Source organism: Paenibacillus sp. MT124, from assembly GCF_058792755.1.
In genome coordinates, this window is the sequence record NZ_CM179500.1 from 4,309,659 (window position 1) to 4,330,292 (window position 20,634).

Annotated in this window: 24 protein-coding genes; 1 reads left to right on the forward strand and 23 read right to left on the reverse strand. The window is 47.9% G+C overall.

The window, feature by feature from the left end; genetic code table 11:
• Positions 1–93 precede the first annotated feature (93 nt).
• From recN to spoIIIAA, 23 genes are all read right to left on the reverse strand, one after another.
• Positions 94–1,830, reverse strand: coding sequence for a DNA repair protein RecN (gene recN / locus AC3RCI_RS19460; RefSeq protein ID WP_336780697.1), 1,737 nt, complete (start codon positions 1,828–1,830; stop codon positions 94–96).
• 53 nt (positions 1,831–1,883) lie between these two features.
• Positions 1,884–2,333, reverse strand: a complete 450-nt coding sequence (gene ahrC / locus AC3RCI_RS19465) for a transcriptional regulator AhrC/ArgR (RefSeq protein WP_336780696.1) — start codon at positions 2,331–2,333, stop codon at positions 1,884–1,886.
• Positions 2,334–2,368: 35 nt separating this feature from the next.
• Complete coding sequence (locus AC3RCI_RS19470; RefSeq protein WP_492526028.1) at positions 2,369–2,857, reverse strand: hypothetical protein; 489 nt, start codon at positions 2,855–2,857, stop codon at positions 2,369–2,371.
• A gap of 82 nt (positions 2,858–2,939) precedes the next feature.
• On the reverse strand, positions 2,940–3,785 hold the full coding sequence (locus AC3RCI_RS19475; protein WP_492526030.1) for a TlyA family RNA methyltransferase: 846 nt from the start codon (positions 3,783–3,785) through the stop codon (positions 2,940–2,942).
• Positions 3,786–3,839: 54 nt separating this feature from the next.
• The gene (dxs, locus tag AC3RCI_RS19480) at positions 3,840–5,747 is read right to left on the reverse strand and encodes a 1-deoxy-D-xylulose-5-phosphate synthase (protein WP_336780694.1); all 1,908 of its coding nucleotides are present in this window, start codon (positions 5,745–5,747) and stop codon (positions 3,840–3,842) included.
• A 285-nt stretch (positions 5,748–6,032) separates the two neighbouring features.
• Positions 6,033–6,938: a polyprenyl synthetase family protein gene (locus AC3RCI_RS19485; RefSeq protein ID WP_492529955.1), complete on the reverse strand. Its 906-nt coding sequence runs from the start codon at positions 6,936–6,938 to the stop codon at positions 6,033–6,035.
• Positions 6,931–7,188, reverse strand: a complete 258-nt coding sequence (xseB, locus tag AC3RCI_RS19490) for an exodeoxyribonuclease VII small subunit (protein WP_095290439.1) — start codon at positions 7,186–7,188, stop codon at positions 6,931–6,933. Before xseB ends, AC3RCI_RS19485 begins: the two co-directional genes overlap by 8 nt.
• Positions 7,178–8,542 (reverse strand): exodeoxyribonuclease VII large subunit, encoded by a 1,365-nt coding sequence (gene xseA / locus AC3RCI_RS19495; RefSeq protein WP_492526032.1) that lies wholly within the window; start codon positions 8,540–8,542, stop codon positions 7,178–7,180. The genes xseB and xseA overlap by 11 nt, the downstream gene beginning before the upstream one ends.
• Positions 8,543–8,550: 8 nt before the next feature.
• Positions 8,551–9,408, reverse strand: a complete 858-nt coding sequence (gene folD, locus AC3RCI_RS19500) for a bifunctional methylenetetrahydrofolate dehydrogenase/methenyltetrahydrofolate cyclohydrolase FolD (protein ID WP_127537934.1) — start codon at positions 9,406–9,408, stop codon at positions 8,551–8,553.
• A 46-nt stretch (positions 9,409–9,454) separates the two neighbouring features.
• Positions 9,455–9,907: a transcription antitermination factor NusB gene (gene nusB, locus AC3RCI_RS19505; RefSeq protein ID WP_336780692.1), complete on the reverse strand. Its 453-nt coding sequence runs from the start codon at positions 9,905–9,907 to the stop codon at positions 9,455–9,457.
• A 218-nt stretch (positions 9,908–10,125) separates the two neighbouring features.
• Positions 10,126–10,359 (reverse strand): DUF2273 domain-containing protein, encoded by a 234-nt coding sequence (locus AC3RCI_RS19510; RefSeq protein WP_095290432.1) that lies wholly within the window; start codon positions 10,357–10,359, stop codon positions 10,126–10,128.
• A 14-nt stretch (positions 10,360–10,373) separates the two neighbouring features.
• The gene (gene amaP, locus AC3RCI_RS19515) at positions 10,374–10,913 is read right to left on the reverse strand and encodes an alkaline shock response membrane anchor protein AmaP (protein ID WP_095290430.1); all 540 of its coding nucleotides are present in this window, start codon (positions 10,911–10,913) and stop codon (positions 10,374–10,376) included.
• Between the two features lie 154 nt (positions 10,914–11,067).
• Entirely contained in the window at positions 11,068–11,478 is a 411-nt protein-coding gene (locus AC3RCI_RS19520) for an Asp23/Gls24 family envelope stress response protein (protein ID WP_024630996.1), read from the reverse strand.
• Between the two features lie 228 nt (positions 11,479–11,706).
• Positions 11,707–13,050 carry an acetyl-CoA carboxylase biotin carboxylase subunit gene (gene accC, locus AC3RCI_RS19525; protein WP_095359280.1) on the reverse strand — a complete coding sequence of 448 codons (1,344 nt, stop codon included), beginning with the start codon at positions 13,048–13,050 and terminating at the stop codon, positions 11,707–11,709.
• 56 nt (positions 13,051–13,106) lie between these two features.
• Complete coding sequence (gene accB, locus AC3RCI_RS19530) at positions 13,107–13,574, reverse strand: acetyl-CoA carboxylase biotin carboxyl carrier protein (protein ID WP_095359390.1); 468 nt, start codon at positions 13,572–13,574, stop codon at positions 13,107–13,109.
• Positions 13,575–13,712: 138 nt separating this feature from the next.
• Positions 13,713–14,543: a SpoIIIAH-like family protein gene (locus AC3RCI_RS19535; protein WP_336780691.1), complete on the reverse strand. Its 831-nt coding sequence runs from the start codon at positions 14,541–14,543 to the stop codon at positions 13,713–13,715.
• A gap of 68 nt (positions 14,544–14,611) precedes the next feature.
• The gene (gene spoIIIAG / locus AC3RCI_RS19540; RefSeq protein WP_095290425.1) at positions 14,612–15,250 is read right to left on the reverse strand and encodes a stage III sporulation protein AG; all 639 of its coding nucleotides are present in this window, start codon (positions 15,248–15,250) and stop codon (positions 14,612–14,614) included.
• Between the two features lie 17 nt (positions 15,251–15,267).
• Positions 15,268–16,134, reverse strand: a complete 867-nt coding sequence (spoIIIAF, locus tag AC3RCI_RS19545; RefSeq protein ID WP_492526034.1) for a stage III sporulation protein AF — start codon at positions 16,132–16,134, stop codon at positions 15,268–15,270.
• A 30-nt stretch (positions 16,135–16,164) separates the two neighbouring features.
• Positions 16,165–17,361, reverse strand: a complete 1,197-nt coding sequence (spoIIIAE, locus tag AC3RCI_RS19550; RefSeq protein WP_336780689.1) for a stage III sporulation protein AE — start codon at positions 17,359–17,361, stop codon at positions 16,165–16,167.
• 21 nt (positions 17,362–17,382) lie between these two features.
• Positions 17,383–17,772 carry a stage III sporulation protein AD gene (spoIIIAD, locus tag AC3RCI_RS19555; protein WP_095359283.1) on the reverse strand — a complete coding sequence of 130 codons (390 nt, stop codon included), beginning with the start codon at positions 17,770–17,772 and terminating at the stop codon, positions 17,383–17,385.
• A gap of 32 nt (positions 17,773–17,804) precedes the next feature.
• On the reverse strand, positions 17,805–18,008 hold the full coding sequence (spoIIIAC, locus tag AC3RCI_RS19560; RefSeq protein WP_017687585.1) for a stage III sporulation protein AC: 204 nt from the start codon (positions 18,006–18,008) through the stop codon (positions 17,805–17,807).
• A 29-nt stretch (positions 18,009–18,037) separates the two neighbouring features.
• Positions 18,038–18,556: a stage III sporulation protein SpoIIIAB gene (spoIIIAB, locus tag AC3RCI_RS19565; RefSeq protein ID WP_095359284.1), complete on the reverse strand. Its 519-nt coding sequence runs from the start codon at positions 18,554–18,556 to the stop codon at positions 18,038–18,040.
• Positions 18,549–19,553, reverse strand: coding sequence for a stage III sporulation protein AA (gene spoIIIAA / locus AC3RCI_RS19570; RefSeq protein ID WP_127537930.1), 1,005 nt, complete (start codon positions 19,551–19,553; stop codon positions 18,549–18,551). The genes spoIIIAB and spoIIIAA overlap by 8 nt, the downstream gene beginning before the upstream one ends.
• Positions 19,554–19,818: 265 nt before the next feature.
• Here spoIIIAA and AC3RCI_RS19575 point away from each other — a divergent pair, with 265 nt between their 5' ends.
• Positions 19,819–20,568, forward strand: a complete 750-nt coding sequence (locus AC3RCI_RS19575; RefSeq protein WP_336780688.1) for a 2-phosphosulfolactate phosphatase — start codon at positions 19,819–19,821, stop codon at positions 20,566–20,568.
• The last annotated feature ends 66 nt before the right edge of the window (positions 20,569–20,634 follow it).

Consider the following 20,634-nt stretch of genomic DNA (forward strand, 5'->3'; position numbering starts at 1 on the left):
CACTCCCTTTGCTTCTTTCGCTTGACGAAAGGTGGTCGCCAATTGCGTACCTATAAGATAACCTTGCCCCCAGGCTTTTATTACTGTCAATCATTACGCCGGTCGCTCGTTTCCTCCTTTTTTGGCTTCCGCCAAATTCAGCATTTCCTGTGCATGATGCAATGTTTTTTCTGTAATTTCAACACCACCGAGCATACGTGCCAATTCCTTCACTCTGCCCTCGTTTGACAGCGATTCCACCTGCGTCATTGTACGCCCGTCAACGACATGTTTTTCAATGAGGTACTGGTGATCTGCCATACAGGCGACTTGTGGCAAGTGTGTAATCGAAAATACTTGGCAGGTTGAGGATAAACGGAACAGTTTCTCTGCAATCGATTGTGCTGCCCGTCCGCTAACTCCTGTGTCAACCTCGTCAAATATAAGGACTGGAATTCGATCGTGACGCGCGAAAATACTCTTCATGGCAAGCATTATTCGGGATAACTCACCACCTGATGCAATTTTACCTAATGGGCGCAGCGGTTCGCCCGGATTCGGCGAGATGAGAAATTCGGCATTGTCCGCTCCCTGACGACTCAGCCGGAGCCTGCGCCCGTTCCATTCAATCCCCTTCGGATCTTCTGATGGCGTTATTTGTACACGCAGCGTTGTACGCTCCATTTGAAGATCCTTCAGCTCACTCTCCACCTGAGCAGCGAGTTCATCGGCACACTGCTTGCGTACCCGGCTCAGATCCTCTGCAGAATCCATCACCAGCACCAGGAGCTTGTCACGCTCAGCACGCAGTTTCTCCAGGCGCTCGTCCTTGTTTTCCAGCTGGTCTGTTTCATGGCTAATCTGTTCATAATAATTCAAAATAAGGTCAACACTGTCCCCGTACTTCCGTCTTAGACCAGAAATCAAGTTTAAGCGCTGCTCAACCTCCTCTAGTCGACCGGGGTTAAACTCTATTTTTTCACGGTAATCCCTTAACTGGAATGTAGCATCCTCCAATTGATAAAAGGCCGACTGCAGCTGTTCCACGATAGGCTGTAACCCTTTGCTATCGTAACCAGAAATATCTTCTATCCGGGAGAGGGCAATGCTTACTGCCTCGAGTCCGCGCTGACCACTGAGCAGATCATATGCACCGGCAACACTGTCCATCATTTTCTCACTATGGGATAGCTTGACCCGTTCCTCTCCAAGTAATTCATCTTCACCGCTTGTTAACCCGGCAGCAGCAATCTCCTCCAGTTGAAAACGATACATATCCAGCAGCTGATATGCACGCTGACTTGACTCCTGAAGGGCACGCAGTTCTTTCTCAGCAGTAATGAACCGGCTGTACCTTTCCTGATATTCCGACTTTACTGGACCAATGACAGCTGCTCCGTAGGTATCCAGTAAGCCCAGATGGCTTTCAGCACGCAGCAAACTTTGGTGCTCGTGCTGACCATGAATATTAATCAGTTTTTCTCCCACTTCTCGCAGCATCGTCAGATTGACTAACTGACCATTGATGCGGGATGTGCTCTTACCCTGTGTATTCAGCTCCCGTCTAATCACGAGGTGTTCTTCAGGTTCACAATGAATCCCAAGCTTCTCCAGTGTTTCCCACACCGGATGACCCTGTTCCATCTCGAACAGGGCTTCCATCTCCGCTTTGTCACAACCGTAACGGATCAGATCGGCCGAACTCCGGCCACCTGCGATCAAACCGAGCGCATCTATAATGATTGATTTACCTGCACCTGTTTCCCCTGATAACACATGAAATCCTGCGTGAAATACTACATCCACTTCTTCTACAACAGCCAGATTACGAATCGATAATGTAACTAGCATCGGCCAAAGCACCTCCGGATGACAAACTCAGCAATTATGTTTAAAATCGGATTTTAAGAAATGTAACCCATAATTCGATCGATAACCGTCACGCTATTTTCTTCAGTACGGCAAATGATGAGAATCGTATCGTCACCACAGATTGTACCCATAACTTCAGTCCATTCAATATTGTCCAGCAAGGCCGCAATGGAGTTTGCCGTTCCTGGCAGACATTTCATTACAACCAGATTATTGGTGTGGTCAATATGGAGAAAGTTATCCACTAGTGCCCGTTTCAACTTCTGGATTGGATTATACCGTTGGTCTGTTGGCAGTGAGTACTTGTAACGACCATCATCCATTGGAATTTTGATCAACAGTAATTCTTTAATATCACGGGATACCGTGGCCTGTGTCACCTGAAAACCGGCTTGACGCAGCGCTTCAACCAGATCATCCTGGGTTTCTATTTCATTCTGACTAATAATTTCACGTATCTTAATGTGTCGTTGTCCTTTCATACATGCCTCCAGTTTAAATAGTTACCATTGATTCCCTAGCTTAGATCATCCCCATCATATACATCTTCCTCATAATCCATCAAACGGATGATCTTCACGCTGGATTCTTCCGTATCCACGTACAATATACCTTCACAACCTGGATACAACAATAAATAGTACAAAAAGCGATCCCGTATGGCAGGACCTGTGAATTCCACCGGCTGTCTACGCCTTGACGTCTTGACCAAATATCTGATCTCATCACGCTCGGCAACATAATCAACAAACAGCCGACTATAAAAAACGGATTCATTGACCTCAAAGGCGAGCGGTATTTTCATTTTGCCTCCGATGACTTCATACCCCTCTGCTTCAAGCAGATCAACAACCGGGGAATGCGGTATGTCGGAATTCAGCTGCATGCCTGACAAACTTACCGGTACCGGTCGATTCAGCCAATTACGCAAACCGTAAAAGAGCCATATGATTAAAATGACAGCAATTACACCTATAACGATTGTGTCGGATTGCCCTTTCATCATCGTTCACCTCGAAGACTTATTCGAGGTCCGGCAGTCGATCTCCTGTTAATAGGATCACCTTTCCAGCGAAAAGAAACTCATCCTATGATGAGTTTCCCGTAAAAGTATGTGCGGCTTCCATAGCAACTTGCTGGGCAAGTGCATCGAGTGAAGCCAGATCCTTCTCTTGTTGTGATGCATCCGGTTCTTCCAGACGCCAATGAGCGAGAAATTCGATATTGCCCTCTCCACCGGTAATAGGCGAGAAGGTTAAGCCCCGAAGTTTTAAACCAAGTTCATTCGCGAAGTGAAGCATGGTTTCCAGTACTTCCTTGTGTACTTTTGGATCCCGAACCACACCAGACTTACCTACCTTCTCACGTCCTGCCTCAAATTGAGGCTTGATCAATGCTACAATATCTGCCGGCTGCTTCAGGAGAGCAAGCAAGGGCGGCAGTATAATACGCAGCGATATGAAGGATACATCAATGCTGGCAAAGTTTGGCTCAGGTCCAATTAAATCCGCAGGCGTCACATATCGAAAATTGGTTCTTTCCATCACGGTAACCCGGTCATCATTGCGTAACGACCAGTCCAGCTGATTGTAACCTACATCAATGGCATATACATGCGATGCTCCATGTTGTAATGCACAATCCGTAAATCCACCCGTTGAGGAACCAATATCAAGCATGACCAGGCCGTTCATGTCAAGGACGAAGTGTTTAATTGCTTTTTCAAGCTTCAATCCACCCCGCCCCACATAAGGATGCACCGAGCCTTTAACCTTTAGTTCAGCTTCCCGTGGTATTTTCATGCCTGCCTTTTCTATTCGTTCATTGTTGGCATACACCAGTCCAGCCATGATTGCCGCTTTTGCCTTCTCACGACTTTCATAATAACCCTGCTCGACCAGTAGAACATCAATTCGTTCTTTCGGGAGTGACATGTCTTTCTCCTATCATATAGTTAATTCATTTATATAGGTAAAGCAATCCATTGATCAAGAAGGAAAGCGGGTTCTGGACATGCCGTAAGAGGTTTGAGCTGCCAAACTGCGCAGCTGCACACATACGTTATCTACCGTAAGCCCAACTTCGGCCCGTTGTTCATTGATGCTGCCATGTTCAATGAATCGATCCGGAATCCCCATAAGATCAACATGTACATCATGCAGACCCTGTTCAGCATAGAACTCAAGCACCGCGCTGCCCATACTGCCTGCTTGAGAAGCTTCTTCAAGCACAATCAGTTTGGTACCACGAATCGCGAGATCACGAAGCATTTGCTCATCCAGTGGCTTGAGGAAACGTGCATTGATCACTCCGACTGTAATGCCTTCCTTTTTCACGGTTTCAGATGCTTCTTCAGCAACTTGAACCATGGAACCCGAAGCGATAATGGCATAACCTTCAGATGGGCGCAGCTGTTCCCAAGTACCGATTGGAATCGGTACGAGCTGCTCATCCATTGGAACGCCTACCACATTGTTTCGAGGATACCGGTAAGCAATAGGTCCTTCATTGTAATCAAGTGCCGTTTTCATCATGTGACGCAGTTCATTCTCATCCTTCGGCATCATAAGTACAATATTAGGAATATGTCTCATAAACGCCACATCATACACGCCTTGATGCGTCTCTCCATCAGGTCCAACAAACCCCGCACGGTCAATGGCAAAGATCACATTGGCATTATGACGGCAGATATCATGCACGATCTGATCATAAGCCCGCTGCATAAACGTAGAATATACAGCAAAGACAGGCTTCAGGCCTTCCATGGCCAGTGCAGCACACATGGTTGCAGCATGCTGCTCTGCAATCCCTACATCAATCATGCGGTCCGGGAATTCCTTGCTAAATGGAATAAGCCCCGATCCTGTCGGCATAGCAGGCGTTACAGCAACAATACGCTGGTCTTCTTTCGCAAGTTCAACGAGTGTCTGACCGAATATTTCGGTGTACATTGGTTTGCCAACTGCCTTGAGCACCTGACCGGATTCTATTTTATAAGGAGAGATACCATGCCATTTGTGTGAATCTGCCTCAGCTGGCTGGTATCCCTTACCCTTGGTTGTTAGAACATGAACGAGAACGGGTCCCTCCACGTTATCCGCTTGCTTGAACGTCTCAATTAATTTGGGAATGTCATGTCCATCGATAGGTCCCAAATAAGTGAAGCCGAGTTCTTCAAACAAAACACCCGGAACCATCATGTATTTGACGCTATCCTTAATCCAGCTTGCCGATTTAGCCAAACGGTCTCCAATGGCAGGAATCTTTTTGAGCATTCCTTCCACATCATCCTTGGCTTTAAGATAATGGCGATCGGAACGGATTTTGCTTAAATATTTATGCATCGCCCCAACATTGGGTGCAATGGACATTTCATTATCATTCAAAATGACCATCAGTTTTTTCTGCTCATGACCAATATGATTAAGTGCCTCAAAGGCCATACCACCTGTAAGAGCTCCATCACCAATCATGGCAATAACCTGATTATCTTCGCCCTTCAAATCACGTGCAAGAGCCATACCCATGGCAGCAGACAAAGATGTACTACTGTGTCCAGCCTCCCATACATCATGCTCGCTCTCATTACGCTTGACGAACCCGCACAATCCATTGTGCTGACGCAATGTATCAAAACGGTCCATGCGTCCAGTAAGAATTTTATGCACATACGCTTGATGCCCTACATCGTAAATCATTTTGTCTACGGGACTGTTATAACAGTAGTGCAGGGCTACCGTGAGCTCAACCACGCCTAAATTCGGTGCCAGATGCCCCCCCGTTACGGACAATTTCTCAATCAGAAATTGCCGAATCTCTGCGGATAATAAAACAAGATCATCCGGAGACATCGATTTTAGATCACTGGGTTGTTTAATTTGTGGAAGCAGCACGAGAATCTCCCCGCTTTCCTAGATTGTTTGATTAATTGGATAACACTTTTCAAACTGAATTTTATTAAATAACATTAAATCATTATAACATAAAAGAACAGGAATCATAATTTACGGCTTCATACTCCAGATTGCGAGCTTTTTCGCCAGCAAGACAAGTGAATTGAACCATTATTATGTATCCGTTATGTCAAATGTAATCACCGTGCAAAAAGCACATTAACATTATTACACCGATCTAAATCTTACGAAACAGCCGCAGGGCAGTTTCATTTACTTTTTAGACTAATGATCTCTGCGCATTAAATAATCTGCGATCTCCATCAACCGCGATGAATCTGACAAGTCAGCTCTGCCAAGAGCCTCTTTTGCGGATTGGGTCAAGGATTCCACCTGTTCTTGAGACGCTTCCATACCTATGAAATATGGATAAGTCACCTTTTGCTGATTTACATCACTTTGGGTTTTCTTGCCCATTTTTTGCTCATCCCCAGTCAGATCAAGGATATCGTCCTGAATCTGAAAAGCTAGACCAAGATCACGTCCGAATACACGCAGTGCATCAAGCTGTCCTTCTGTTGCACCACCAATACGGGCACCAGCCAGCAATGAGAACACGATCAAATCACCGGTTTTATGCAAATGAATGTACTGCAGTTGTTCCAGATCCGTCATCCCTTGCTCACCTTCCATATCGGCCACTTGCCCACCAACCATGCCACGGGCACCAGCCAGTTCGGAAAGATCCTCCACAATAGAAAGCAAAGCTTCTGCCGGAACACCGTTCTTGCGGCCTGCTTGCACCACACTATAGAACGCATGAGTCAACAAAGCATCCCCTGCAAGAATCGCGGTGGCTTCACCGTAAACCTTGTGATTCGTTAATTTTCCCCGACGATAGTCATCATTATCCATTGCAGGCAGGTCATCGTGGATAAGAGAATAGGTGTGTACCATTTCCACGGCGCAGGCTACCGGTAGCGCAGCTGCACGCTGTGCTCCGAGGGCTTCAGCCGCAGCGACGACCAGAAGAGGACGGAGGCGCTTGCCTCCAGCCATAAGTGAGTACTGCATCGCATCACGCAGGGATTGAGGCACATCCCAGTGAACTGGGAGAATCTCTTTTAAAGCTTTCGTAACCTCATCTGTAGTCTGTTGGAGATACTGTTCAAAGGAAGGACGACTACTCATTGCCTTCACCGCTCTCAACTTCCGAAGCACCGAACGGCTTCTTCCGAAGTTCCCCATCTTCTTCTACGATCATTTCAATCTTGCGTTCCACTTGTTCCAGCTTGATTCCACATAACTGGGAGAGTTTCATTCCTCGCTGAAACAGATCAATGGCCTGTTCTAATGGAACATCCCCATGTTCCAGCTGAGCTACGATATCTTCAAGTGCTGCCATTGCCTCTTCAAAATTCAGTTCCGGTTCATTCGCCATGGATGTTGTCATCCTCCTTCATTCCCCAAACCTGACAGTCCAGCTGTCCGTCTGTTAATTTAATCTTAATTGAATCTCCAGGCTGCACTTCCTTCAACGATTTGATCAGTCTTTGCTCCTGCTCGTCATACACCAGACTATATCCCCGAGACATGACTTTTAGCGGGCTTAGAGCATCGAGGTGGCGCACGGAAGATTTCCATTGCTGCTGCTTCGATCTGACGATAGACCTCATCGCAAGTTCAAGCTGACGCCGCGCTGCGGCATTTTCCCGTTGAGCCGTATTCACCTGTTCGCGCGGATTAAACCGCTGCAGAGCAGCACGAAGACGCTCCTGTTTCTCCGCGGTCCATTTCATTCGTGTATCTACTGTCCTCAAAAGCCGCTGTTGCAGCATGTCCAATCGTTCTGTATGCTGCATCAATGTCCGTCTTGGGTGAACAAGTACCGGCGAACGCTGTAATCTTGCAAGTCGTTCACGGTTATGTGCAGCCCGTTGACGTAGACTATGCTGTAGCTGACGCTGTCTTAGCGCAATCTGCTCAAGCAGCTCTGCACGGTTTGGCACAGCCAGTTCAGCAGCCGCTGTTGGCGTCGCAGCCCGCAAGTCTGCAGCAAAGTCTGCAATGGTAAAATCGGTTTCGTGTCCGACTGCAGAGATCACTGGGATATCTGAATCAACAATGGCTCTTGCGACCATCTCTTCATTAAAAGCCCACAGTTCCTCCAGTGATCCCCCGCCCCGGCCTACAATCAGCACGTCCGCTTCACCAAGGAGATTCAGGTTGCGAATGGCTTTTACGATCGAAGGTGCTGCGCCTTTACCCTGAACCAGAACAGGATATAGAAGAACTTTCGCAGAAGGGTATCTGCGCTGCAATGTTATCATGATATCCCGTACAGCTGCTCCTGTAGGAGACGTAACTACACCGATCGTTTTGGGATACCTCGGAATAGCACGTTTCCTGGACGAAGAGAAAAGCCCCTCATCCTCGAGCTTCTTTTTCAATTGCTCATAAGCCAGATAGAGGCTTCCGATTCCGTCAGGCTGCATCTGAGTAGCGTAAAATTGATATTGACCGTCCCGCTCATAAACCGATACATTTCCACGAGCAATAACCCTTGCACCCTCCTTTGGCACAAAGGGCAATCGCTGATTATGGGACGCGAACATAATAGCCTTAATCCGGCTGTCCTTATCCTTCAATGTAAAATACATATGGCCGCTAGAGTGATGTGTGAAGTTGGATATCTCCCCACGCAGCCAGACGTCCGACAGGACCTGATCGGATTCCAATTTCATTCGGATATACCGATTCAGGTCTTTGATGGAGTAGATCTGCCGATCTGCCACAAATGTACCTAGGCCAATCCGTGAGCGCGTTTGGCAGCGATCAGTGTATTTTGCATCAGCATGGTGATCGTCATTGGTCCAACGCCACCCGGAACTGGAGTAATAGGACCGGAAACTTCCTTCACACTTTCAAAATCCACGTCTCCCGCCAATTTACCATTGTCCAAACGGTTCATACCCACATCGATGACTACAGCACCCGGTTTCACATAATCGGCATCCACGAAGTTTGCACGACCGATTGCTACGACCAATATGTCGGCTTGACGCGTAATTTCTTTCATGTTTGCCGTACGTGAATGACACATTGTTACAGTTGCATTCTCACGTTGAAGCAGCAAAGATACCGGCTTGCCCACAATATTGCTGCGTCCGATCACAACAGCATGCTTACCTGACATTTCCAATCCTGTCCGCTTGATCAGTTCAATCACTCCAGCAGGTGTACATGGCAGCAAACTGTCATCGCCGATCACAAGGTTACCCACATTGACCGGATGGAAACCGTCCACATCTTTTTCAACCGCTATTGCATCAATAACAGCTTTCTCCTCAATATGCTTCGGTAATGGGAGCTGAACGAGAATCCCGTTGATCGAGCTCTGATTGTTCAGCTTGTCCACCAGAGCCAGCAAGTCCTCTTGGGACGTATCTGCATCCAGACGATGTACTTCGGAGTAAAAACCGAGATCGTGACAAGCTTTTTCCTTATTTCGCACATAGACTTGGGATGCCGGATCTTCCCCGACGAGCACAACAGCCAGACCAGGCACAACCCCCTGTTCGCTAAGCTGCTTCACTTCTTCAGTTATGCCTGCGCGGATCTCCTGGGACACTTCTTTACCGTTAATAATAGATGCTGTCATTGTACTCTCTCTCCCTTATGTGAACATTTAATAAGTAACTCGCTATTTAGGACAATTTCGCTTTGATCGTGTCAACTTCCTGGATCATGCGTCCAAGCACACCGTTAACAAACTTCCCGGATTCTTCTGTACCAAAATGCTTGGACAGTTCAATCGCTTCGTTGACCGATACTTTCGCCGGAACGTCTTCCCGAAACACCATTTCATATGCGGCCAGCCGCAAGATCTGACGGTCTACCCGAGATAGACGGCTAATTTGCCAGCCCTTGAGATAATCCACCAGCAATCCGTCGATGGCTTCCTTGTGATTCCATGTTCCTTGAACAATTTCCGTTACATAACTGCGCATTACATCTGCATCGTGAATAACGACTTCCGTTTCATTTTCCTCGGCCGCTTCGTTAATCAGCATATTTACAGCTTCAGCTGCACCTACTTCATTCATTTCCATCTGATACAGACTTTGTACCGCAATTTCCCTTGCCAAACGTCTTTTCATGTCCTGCCTCCTGCAGCGCTCATCCGAGCGTCATCATGCTTATTTTAAAATAAAAGAACCATCCACGCATCATGTTTGTGATGCTAATCGAAGTGGCCTTTACGATATGGTTATTGTTATCCCTTTTCACAAAAAAACCTGCAGTACGTTTCCTCCAAAAAACGGGCATATTAAACTAAGCTCTTTTCGGAAGAAACATATTGCAGGGTTCAGGTGGCTCACTTAAACGGACGCCAGCGCTCTCCGAGCCATTGTCCCCATTCCCTCCAGGGAATGAACAAGCCCAGCTTCGAATCGCTTCGTCTGCCTAATGTATAACCGATGAACACCAAAAGTGCAAAGAACAACATATCCCAAAACCCGGTAAACAAATAAAGAAATCCAAAAAAGATGCCGCCCACAATTCCGGTTATCCGGCCTCTGTGACTATCCCAAATCTCTCTCCACAGCATCAGTGAAACTCACCTCATTCCACTCGACTCTTGTAGTTAGGCGACTGGGTAACATTGGCAACATACACGGTTACATTCGAAACCGGGATCCCCGTAATCTCGTGTACATGATCATGTATGGCCTTTTGCAAATCCGAACTCAGCGTTGGAATTGGCGTCTCGCCATCGACCACTGCACGGATCATTATCTCCAATCCTGACTCAACCACACGAATACGTGCCTTAACATCGCGTACTCCCCGGAAGCGGGAAGTTGCTTTCAGGCAGAGATTTTCAATGGTCTCCATTGAGATCTGCACATCACCGTATTCCGTACGCTGATCTACAGATGGCAACGAAGCCCGCCCACGCCGTACCGAGATGTAAAAAAAACGCAAACTCAGGATAAACAAAATCGCAGCTGCAACAACGGCTGCAACAATGACGTTCTGTTCCTGCTGGTAATTCAATTCGTAAGGCAGTACTCCACTAATGAGTAGAATGACAACTGCCGATATTGCTCCAACGCTTATGCTGTATATAAACAACAGAAGCCGATCCAGTATTTTCGCCACGAACTGCACAGCCTCCCTTGCTCACTAACGTTGCTGTAACCTGAACACATACATATCATGTCAACACGTTCTATCCATATGTCCCAATGGAAAATGAAGACATGTCCAAGACGGGATAACCCCCGGCAGTCATGCCGGGGGAATCTGTCTTCTTTTATTTTACACGCTGACTGTTCAGGTCAATCTCTTCCACTTTTTCAGTGCTTTTGAACTGAACGTCATGAATATGCACGTTAACCTCGTTCACATTCAATCCAGTCATATTCTCAATGGAGCGTTTAACATTTTGTTGGATTTCAGTAGCCACTTGGGGAAGACGATAACCATACTCGATGATAACCGATACATCCACTGCAGCCTCGCGTTGGCCCACTTCCACTTTAACGCCTTTGGAGAGGTTTTTGCGACCAAGCAATTCAGCAAATCCACCCGCGAAACCACCGCTCATGCCTGCTACTCCTTTAACTTCAACCGTAGCCAGCCCAGCGATTACTTCAATGACTTCAGGTGCGATCTGGATTTCACCGATATCCGTTCGTTCAAATTCTGTCGGTAGTGTACTCATAACTGTTCAACACACCTTTCGCGTAATAAGTTTGCGGCCATCCGTCAGGGCGCTGTCCTACAGGCTTGATGGCTTTGGACACCCTGCCGGCCCGGGAAATTCCGGAACCCCTGCAAGCAAACTTCACCACGAAAAGTGTGGGCTTATCCCTTGCAGGAGACATGCGCTCTTATTATTACATACTATATCATTTGGGCTAGATTATGACAAACAAGCCCAATATGCTTGTTAAATCTCGTTTTCCTCGAGGAATTTAATATCAAAATCGCCCCGAATGAATGTTGGATGTTCCAGCAATTTCTGATGGAAAGGAATCGTGGTAGAGATGCCTTCAATCGCAAACTCAGCCAGTGCACGTTTCATTTTGGCAATCGCCTCTTCCCTGTTCGCACCCCACACAATCAACTTAGCGATCATGGAGTCATAAAACGGAGAAATCGTGTAGCCCGGATAAGCTGCGCTATCCACGCGGACCCCTGGACCACCTGGTGCAAGATAAAAACCAATTTTACCTGGTGAAGGCATAAAATTGCGATCCGGATCTTCAGCATTGATACGGCATTCGATTGACCATCCGTTGATGACAACATCTTCCTGACGGAATGACAGCGGGTTGCCTTCAGCTACCGAGATCATTTCGCGTATCAGATCCACGCCTGTCACCATTTCGGTAACAGGATGTTCCACTTGAATACGCGTATTCATTTCCATGAAATAGAATTCTCCGTTAGGGCTGAGCAAAAACTCAAGTGTTCCTGCACCGGAATAATCCACAGCCAGTGCTGCACGAACCGCAGCCTCGCCCATCCGTGTACGTACTTCCTCATTCAGCACTGGACAAGGTGCTTCTTCGACCAGCTTCTGACGACGGCGTTGAACAGAACAATCACGCTCGCCAAGGTGTACTGCGTTCCCATGCTTGTCGGCAATGATCTGAATCTCGACGTGTTTCATGCCTGTCAGGAATTTCTCCAGGTACACCCCGCCGTTGCCAAAAGCCTTTTGCGCTTCCTGCTGAGCAGCCGTAATCTGTTTGATCAGGGCTTCTTCATCTTCCGCGATACGAATCCCCTTACCTCCGCCACCTGCAGTAGCTTTGATAATAACAGGGTAGCCAATATCCCGGCCAAGCATGATCGCTTCTTCCATGCTTTCGACAAGACCGTCGGATCCCGGAATAACAGGAACGCCCGCGTCCTTCATCGTTTGCTTGGCGACAGCTTTGTCACCCATCTTGGTTATGGCTTCAGGGGAAGGACCGATAAAGGTGATGTTGCAGGAATCACAAATTTCCGCAAAATCGGCGTTCTCCGCAAGGAATCCATAACCAGGGTGTATTGCGTCACATTCCGTCAATGTCGCCACACTCATCAGGTTGGTGAAATTGAGATAGCTGTCTTTGGACAACGTAGGCCCAATACAATAGGCTTCGTCTGCAAGACGTACATGCAGAGAATCCTTGTCCGCTTCCGAATAAACCGCAACTGTCGAAATACCGAGCTCACGACAGGCACGAATAATGCGTACCGCGATCTCTCCACGGTTCGCAATCAGTATTTTTTGAAATTTCATTTCGTTATTGTCCTCCTTCGAAGCTAAAGCGGTTGCCTCTCCCCGGCGATTTACCGTTATTCCGGTTTAACCAGGAACAGGGGCTGTCCATACTCGACCAGCTGTCCGTTCTCAACCAGCACTTCAACGATTTCTCCCTTGATGTCGGCATCAAGCTCGTTCATCAGCTTCATCGCTTCAATGATACATACCGTTGTTTTATCAACAACCTTATCACCAACGCTCACAAAAGGACCCGCTTCCGGTGAGGAAGCTCTGTAAAAAGTACCCACCATCGGGGATACAATTTTATGTAAATGGCTTGTAGTATCCACTTGCGGAGCAGCTTCTGTTACAACTGCAGCAGGTTGTTGTGCCTGCGGAGCAGCAATGACTTGCGGTTGAACCGCAGCTGCCTGAACGTATTCGGTTTTACCCGGTTTGCGGATCGACAGACGTGATCCTTCATTTTCAATTTCCAACTCCTGAACGGAACTTTCATCTACCAGTTTGATCAGTTCTTTGATCTCACTCAATTTAAACATTTCCATTATTCACTCCTTCGGCATCATGCCAGTCTCACTAGGACGGTCATATGGCTTTATGTATTATATCATAATCGTTAAAAATGGAAAGAGCCCGAGACTTTAACAAGCTCCCGGGGCACTTCTCCATGGATCAGATTACTGTTCTGTCACGTATTGCACGCTGATTCTGTTTTGCGTAACGGCGAGCTCTTTCATGACTAAGTCCACGATAGAAACTGCCTGCTTAACGTCCAGTTTATCACTAAGCACGACTACTTTATACTTGTCAGCATCTTCTTGTACGATCGCATTGGCGAACTGTTGGGACAGCGTTTCTTCAATGCCGTTAATTTTGGCTTCTTTTTCCTCCAATGCACGGAGCTCTTCAGTCGCTTTCGCATTTTCCTCTGGCGTTTTGCTCAGATCGCCGGCAATGGTCATAAGTTCCTCATACTTGCGATTGTTGCTCTCTTCGCGCTGCCATTGATAATTTTGGAACTGACTGCTTGCGGATGCCGCCGTATTTTGTTCTTCCATCTCCTTCAGTACTTCTTCATCCGTTTTGGTTGCATTTCCCTCGGTTTGACTGCTGGCATCAGGTGTGGTGGCCGTTCCTTTATCTGCTTCTTCATTCGTTTCAGCCTTGTTCTCACCTGATTCTGCTGCTGGAGTTTGCTCTGTTTCAGCAGCCTGCTGTCCTTCAGCAGCCGCAGGATTCTCCGTTTCCTCGGAAGCTGTCTGGCCTGCAGGATCAGAACCGGTTACTTCGCCTTCGTTCACAACTTCATTGATAACCAAACCTTCTGTAGGATCAAGAATGCCGGCTGTCTCTTTGACTTCCCCCTGATTGATACCATCCACTTGCTGGCTCTCCGCCACTGGGGCATTAACTGGACCAGAATCTTCAGTGAACAGATAATATGCGGACAAAATGACCATCAGACTCAGCATAGAAACGAGCCATACCGTTTGGCGTTTGTTATTCATTAGAACTTCCTCCTCAAATTAGCTTGATTCGTATAATAACTGGGCCATTCCACTCGGATTGCACTTGACTAGTCCTGCTTACGCGGCACGACCGATATTCGGTATGCAGCGACATTCAGTCCTTTTTCCACAGCATCGGTTATCAAATCCTTCACGACTTTGTTTTCGGCACCTTTGGCAACGACGAGCACCCCCCTGATCTGTGGTTTGAGCTTTTTCGTAACAATCGGTGTCTGATCCCCTGAAATTTCATAAGTAATGATCTCGCCATCGCGGGTATATTGGGTCATGTGCCTCTTGCCTCCGTTTGCATCCGTCTCCTCGGTCAGCTGCTGCGAATCTTTTACGTTTCGTTGCACGACCAATTCCTCGGTGGAATCGACAGTGACCATGACATCCACCGTTCCTACACCAACGATGTTTTCAAGTACACCCTTGATCTTGTCTTCAAATGCGAATTCTATGGCCTGAAACGGATTTTGATCTGCCGGATCAGTTGGTAAAGACGCCATCGATGCTACCGGATCCGGGGGTTCTCGTCCGATGTTCTCGGAATCAATCTTTTTCACATTGACGAAGGAGTTAAACAGCATAATTCCTACTCCGATCAGGCCCAGAATGATGAGCCAGCGGAACGTCTGGCTTCGTCTGGCTCCGCCTTCGCCTCCACCGAGCAGGCCTTCAATCTTTTTAAGCCATTGCTTCATCGGATACCCTCCTTTTTTTACAACGCCTGAGCGCTTTTCTGTTCCTTCACCTGTACGTTGGTGGCATCAATATCCCACTTTTCGGTGAGAAGTGTAATAATTTGCACAGCTTGCTCGGAGCGGGACGTCCCTTGTTCTTTTTGATCATTGCCTCCAGAATCTCCATTCACAGGCTCGGATACGGTCCCATTCGTTTCATCTTGGTCCAGAGAACCTTCATTAACTGCATGTTGGTTAACATTCTCTTTGCCCACCTCAATCTGTACTTCAGGCACCTGTACCTGTCCAATCTCGATTGGCTGCGGAGATGAAGCTGCTTCGGAAGAATCCCCAGCTTGTTCAGATTCGAACACCGGGCTGGAGTTTACCGCTGTACCTTGCTGCTCAGTATCATTTCGCTTCCCGCTCCCAGGAGGGGACATTTGCACGATGACACTTTTAATCACGGGCAGATCCCCTTCGGAAGAAGCCTCTGTATCGGCCTGGCGTTTGGACATGACCAACTGGACTTCAACGGATTGAACCCGTTCTCCCGTCGTTTCCTCGATCTGCCCTTTCATCACACTCGCGAGTTCCCGTGCCGTCCACTGCAGGGATTGTTCCTGCTCATTCGATTGCAGCTGCCTGCCTTGAGCCAAGATCTGTTCCAGTGTGACATTCGCATCCGATGGTGATTCCATGGCTGTCATGGCCCGCTTCAGTTCACCAACCGGATCACTCCGCAGCAGCTTGGTAATGGGCGACAGGAGTGTTAGGAGGATGAGGAGGCTCAGCACAAGCTTGACGTAACGCTCCATGGAGCGGTTGGGTAACAGCATATCCACGAATGTTGCCAGCAGCACGATCATGATCAATTCCCGGAGCCAAGTGCTCAGCCACCCCATCCTTCCAGCTCCTTTCCCGAGATCACCTGCTCATCTCATCATGATTGTCAGGTTGCCTGCAGTAAGCAGTATCGTAATTGCCAGAAAAAACATCAATCCCACGGCAGCCAGAGCTGCGAAGACATAGATCATCGATTTCCCTATGGCTTGCAGGCAACCAACGATCGGCGTATCTCCTAACGGCTGCATGATTGCTCCTGTAATGTTGTAGATAAGGGCAAGTGTCAATATTTTCAGCGCAGGAAACGCACATAAAAACAGGATGATAATGACACCCGTTAGGCCAATGGCGTTTTTGACCAGCATGGAAGCCGTGATAACCGTGTCTGTTGCATCTGCAAATGTTCTTCCCACAATGGGGACAAAATTGCCTGCGATATACTTGGCGGCTTTGAGGCTTACGCCATCTGCAACGGAGCTTGAAGCCCCCTGTACTGAGATAACTCCGAGAAACATCGTCAGCAGAATGCCGAGTAATGCAACGCTAATGTTGCGAAGCAGATCTGCCAGTTGAGTCAGCTTATATTTGTCTGATATTGAACTGACAAGGTGCAGTACAGCCGAGAAAAATAATAGCGGAAATACAACGATGTGAATCAGCGTGCTGACCAGATGGATCATGAAAATGATCAGCGGATGCGTAACAGAAACGGTAATGATGTTTCCCATGGAGGCCAGGAGTGTGAATAGTAAAGGCACCATAGCCATCATAAAGTTGACCATACCTTCAATGGCTTCCTTGGCATATCCAATGGCTACGCTGAAGCTGTTAATCGCAATGACGATGATGACCATGTAACAGAGGGAGTAGGCGATTTTACTTATGTTGTTTTTCTCAAATGCGGTCTGCAGTGTTTCCAAAATCATGCTCAGCACACTCAGCATCACGATGGTGACGAGCAGTTTGCCGTTATATAAAATCTCATGCAGCATGAAAGTGCCAATGGCCACAAACACTGATTTTAGACTGAATCCCTCATTGCCCGGGATAAGCATATCCATGAAAGAAGGGGTCTTCCCATCCGGAAAAAAGCCACCATATTGCTGCATGAGCTGATCCCAATATTTCTCCACTTGATCCTTGGGAAGCTGATCGGCCTGCTGCTGCATCCATTCATCCGTGGGTGAGCTTGAGCCTGCTGCAACCTGTCCCATTATGGCAAACAGAAAACACAGCACCAGCACGATTGTAAGGCGCCATCGCTGCTTGTCTTGCATCATGTTCATTTGCTGTATGCACGCCTCCTTCTAGACCGGCATCAGCTTCATGACGGTTTCAATAATAATGCTGATGATCGGAATAGCGAGTACGAGGATCAATACCTTACCGGCAAGTTCAATCTTGGAAGCGATGCTCTCCTGCCCGGCATCCCTTACAATCTGAGCACCGAATTCGGCAATGTATGCTATACCAATAATTTTCAACACCGTTTTCAGATAGATATTTTCCATGCCTGAATTTTCGGCCAGCCGCTTCAGCACCTCAATCACAGCGCCAATCTTGCCAATGAGCAGCATGAAAATCACAATGCCTGTCGCAGCCGCAATCAGAAATGCAAACATCGGCTTCTGTTCCTTAACGATGAGAATAAGAACTGTTGCAATCAGGGCTAGACCCACGACTTGGATAATTTCCACAGGTCACCACCATCCCGGCTTCATGACCGTTTTCATTGAAACAGAAAGATCGATTTGATCTCTTGCAGCAGGCTGTCCAGCATGCGAACAACCATGAACAATACAACGACAAATCCGATCACGGTCACCCAGTGCGCCATATCTTCCTTTCCCATTTGTTTCAGCACCGTATGAATCATCGCAATGATGATTCCGATGCCCGCAATTTGGAAAATTGCGTTCACTTCTAGATTCATGACCTTGGCACCTCACTATCGCGGCAATTTCAAAAGATCAGAATGACGATTAACGCTCCGACAAGCATCCCGAGACTGCGGCTCATCCGTTCGTATTTCATTTGATCGGCTTGAGCACGGGATTCCTCATGCATAAGTTGTTGAATGGCTAGCGAAATGTGTTTGGTCTGATCCTGACGGTCGCTGGTGCCAAGGCTGTAGCTTAATTGCAGCATGACTTCCCTCTCATCTGCTTTCATCGCTGATTTTCCCCATGCTTGTTCGATTCCGGACTGCAGACTCTCTCGTGCTGTGTGACCCAGCGGAGGCTCCATTTGCTTGGCTGCATGAAGAAACAGGGTTTTGACAGGCTCCCTGGTTTGAACTCCCATTTTCCCCATCGCATCGGGAAGCGGGGTCAGTCCGTAGTTGATCTCCGTCATCAACCGCTGCAGGGCAGCAATCAATTCTCGCAGCTGTCTAGGTCTGAGCGCATACTGTTTGGCACGGTAAAAACCCGCGAGTGTGCTGGCAAGCAGAATCATTACAGCACCCAGCATGTTAACCAAAGGCTTCACCTCCTGCCTCGGTCTGCTGAAGACCTCGCATTTTGCCATCGGCCACCTTGAAGCTCATGCCTCGGCTCGTCCGCTGCAGCTGAACATAACGCTGAAACATCTGTGCTGCGATTAAGGTGCGTAATGCAGGCCTGGATGACAGCTCGGACAGATCCCGGCCGTGGGCAGTTGCAATAACCGAAACACCGGAATGCAGTGCCTCCATCACAGCTTCTGCATCTTCCGGACGACCGATCTCGTCCACGATAAGCACGTCTGGCGACATGGAACGAAGCATCATCATCATGCCTTCCGCCTTGGGACAACCATCCATGACATCGGTTCGGGGACCGATGTCAAACCCGGGTACACCTTTATAACTTCCGGCGATCTCGGATCGCTCATCCACAATGCCAACCTTAAGACGTGGCCTTAGCCCCTGAATCAGCTCACTGACACCTGTTAGCTTGGTTCCACTACTGATTTGTCTGGCCAAATCTCGCAGCAACGTCGTTTTCCCTTGCTGAGGCGGTGAGAGTATCAACGTGTGGAATACCTGTCCGCTCTTCAGATCCAACAGGTGGGGCAGGATTCGATCAGCTACCCCATGTACTTCCCGAGCTACCCTGACGTTGAAACCATTAATATCACGCAAATATTCCACTCGGCCGCCGCTTAACACCGTTCTGCCGGCCAATCCAATTCGGTGGCCTCCCGGAATGGTGATGAATCCTTTGCGCAGCTCTTCTTCCAGCGTATAGAGCGAATGATTGCTGATCAGATCCAGAAGCCGGTGTGTTACCTCTTTTTGAGGAATATAAGCTTCTTCAGGCTTCGCTGTCGTGCTGCCTTGTGCAGTAAGGAAGTGATAGGCGTTCCCAGCATTGATCTCGAGCGGCCTTCCTTCGCGGATACGTACTTCCTCCACTTGTTCCAATATAGCGGGCGGCATCCTTCCCAGAATGGTTCGAATCGGTTCCGGAAAGAGATCCTTCCAGTTCACCTTCATGAATAGGCCCCTCCAACCCTAAAATCGTATTTACCGCGTATCAGGTGCTTGTTCCTATCTCAAGTCTATGCCTGTACATTCAATTTATGACGCTGAAATCTAGCATTTCTTTCAGAACAGGCTTGAGAGTCAAATATCATAGATCCAGGCTTCTTCTAGGCACCCGTCTATATCATCATGCATATAGTGCTTGCAGACAGGTGAAATCCATTCCGGAGGGAAGAAAGTACCATCTATCCCCAATTGAAGAGAGGAGTTGTGGGGAGTGCAAGTCGACGTGGTAGGCAATGTGAATGAAGTCCGAAGAATCGATATCGCAGGGCGAAGTGCCGTTGTAATCGACGTGCTGCGTACAACAAGTACAATCGTTACAGCCTTGGCCTATGATGCTGCGGGTGTCATCGCGGTGGAGACCGTTCCTCAAGCCAAACAGATGACTGTTAAAGATTCGATTCGCGGAGGGGAGCGGTTCAACAAAAAAATCGCTGGATTCGAGGTGGGCAATTCCCCCTATGAATATATGACGCAGGAGATCGCGGGTAAAACCGTGATCCTGACCACTACCGACGGGACACGTGCGCTGATCAAAGCTGCCAGGGCAAGACATGTGCTGGCGGGTTCATTTTTGAACGTGCAGGCTGTTGCAGCTGCTCTCTGCCTGCTCCGAAGGGACGTTCTTTTGTTATGTGCAGGAGATCAGGATGAATTCGCACTGGAAGATGGATTGTGTGCAGGATGCATTATTGAAGAGCTGTACCGTCAATCCCATTACCCTATCAGGCTGAACGATCTTGGCAAGGTACTGCATCAGGCGGTTACCCAGTGCGAGGACACTTTACCGGATCTTGTCCGTGTATCTACAGGTGCAAGGCGGCTTGACAAATTGGGCAGAATGCATGACGTCACTTACTGCTCCCAGTTAAACGTGCTCGACTGTGTACCAGAGATGAGAGAAGATCATCGTATGGAATTGTTTCGGGGCTTGGAGGGAGAAAGGATATCCAAATTACTGTAAAGCACAAAAAAAGGTGTTCTGTCGCCTGGATGGGGCGATACAGAACACCTTTTGATCATTTATACA

Bases quoted from the DNA above. Each gene is read 5' to 3' on its own strand.
- ahrC (WP_336780696.1), bottom strand. From the start codon at position 2,333: ATGAAAGGACAACGACACATTAAGATACGTGAAATTATTAGTCAGAAT.
- AC3RCI_RS19520 (WP_024630996.1), bottom strand. From the start codon at position 11,478: ATGAGTACACTACCGACAGAATTTGAACGAACGGATATCGGTGAAATC.
- spoIIIAE (WP_336780689.1), bottom strand. From the start codon at position 17,361: ATGAACATGATGCAAGACAAGCAGCGATGGCGCCTTACAATCGTGCTG.
- AC3RCI_RS19510 (WP_095290432.1), bottom strand. From the start codon at position 10,359: ATGCTGTGGAGAGAGATTTGGGATAGTCACAGAGGCCGGATAACCGGA.
- accC (WP_095359280.1), bottom strand. From the start codon at position 13,050: ATGAAATTTCAAAAAATACTGATTGCGAACCGTGGAGAGATCGCGGTA.
- spoIIIAA (WP_127537930.1), bottom strand. From the start codon at position 19,553: ATGAAGGTGAACTGGAAGGATCTCTTTCCGGAACCGATTCGAACCATT.
- spoIIIAC (WP_017687585.1), bottom strand. From the start codon at position 18,008: ATGAATCTAGAAGTGAACGCAATTTTCCAAATTGCGGGCATCGGAATC.
- folD (WP_127537934.1), bottom strand. From the start codon at position 9,408: ATGACAGCATCTATTATTAACGGTAAAGAAGTGTCCCAGGAGATCCGC.
- spoIIIAG (WP_095290425.1), bottom strand. From the start codon at position 15,250: ATGAAGCAATGGCTTAAAAAGATTGAAGGCCTGCTCGGTGGAGGCGAA.
- AC3RCI_RS19475 (WP_492526030.1), bottom strand. From the start codon at position 3,785: ATGTCACTCCCGAAAGAACGAATTGATGTTCTACTGGTCGAGCAGGGT.
- spoIIIAF (WP_492526034.1), bottom strand. From the start codon at position 16,134: ATGGGGTGGCTGAGCACTTGGCTCCGGGAATTGATCATGATCGTGCTG.
- nusB (WP_336780692.1), bottom strand. From the start codon at position 9,907: ATGAAAAGACGTTTGGCAAGGGAAATTGCGGTACAAAGTCTGTATCAG.
- AC3RCI_RS19485 (WP_492529955.1), bottom strand. From the start codon at position 6,938: ATGAGTAGTCGTCCTTCCTTTGAACAGTATCTCCAACAGACTACAGAT.
- AC3RCI_RS19535 (WP_336780691.1), bottom strand. From the start codon at position 14,543: ATGAATAACAAACGCCAAACGGTATGGCTCGTTTCTATGCTGAGTCTG.
- recN (WP_336780697.1), bottom strand. From the start codon at position 1,830: ATGCTAGTTACATTATCGATTCGTAATCTGGCTGTTGTAGAAGAAGTG.
- accB (WP_095359390.1), bottom strand. From the start codon at position 13,574: ATGTTTAAATTGAGTGAGATCAAAGAACTGATCAAACTGGTAGATGAA.
- AC3RCI_RS19470 (WP_492526028.1), bottom strand. From the start codon at position 2,857: ATGATGAAAGGGCAATCCGACACAATCGTTATAGGTGTAATTGCTGTC.
- xseB (WP_095290439.1), bottom strand. From the start codon at position 7,188: ATGGCGAATGAACCGGAACTGAATTTTGAAGAGGCAATGGCAGCACTT.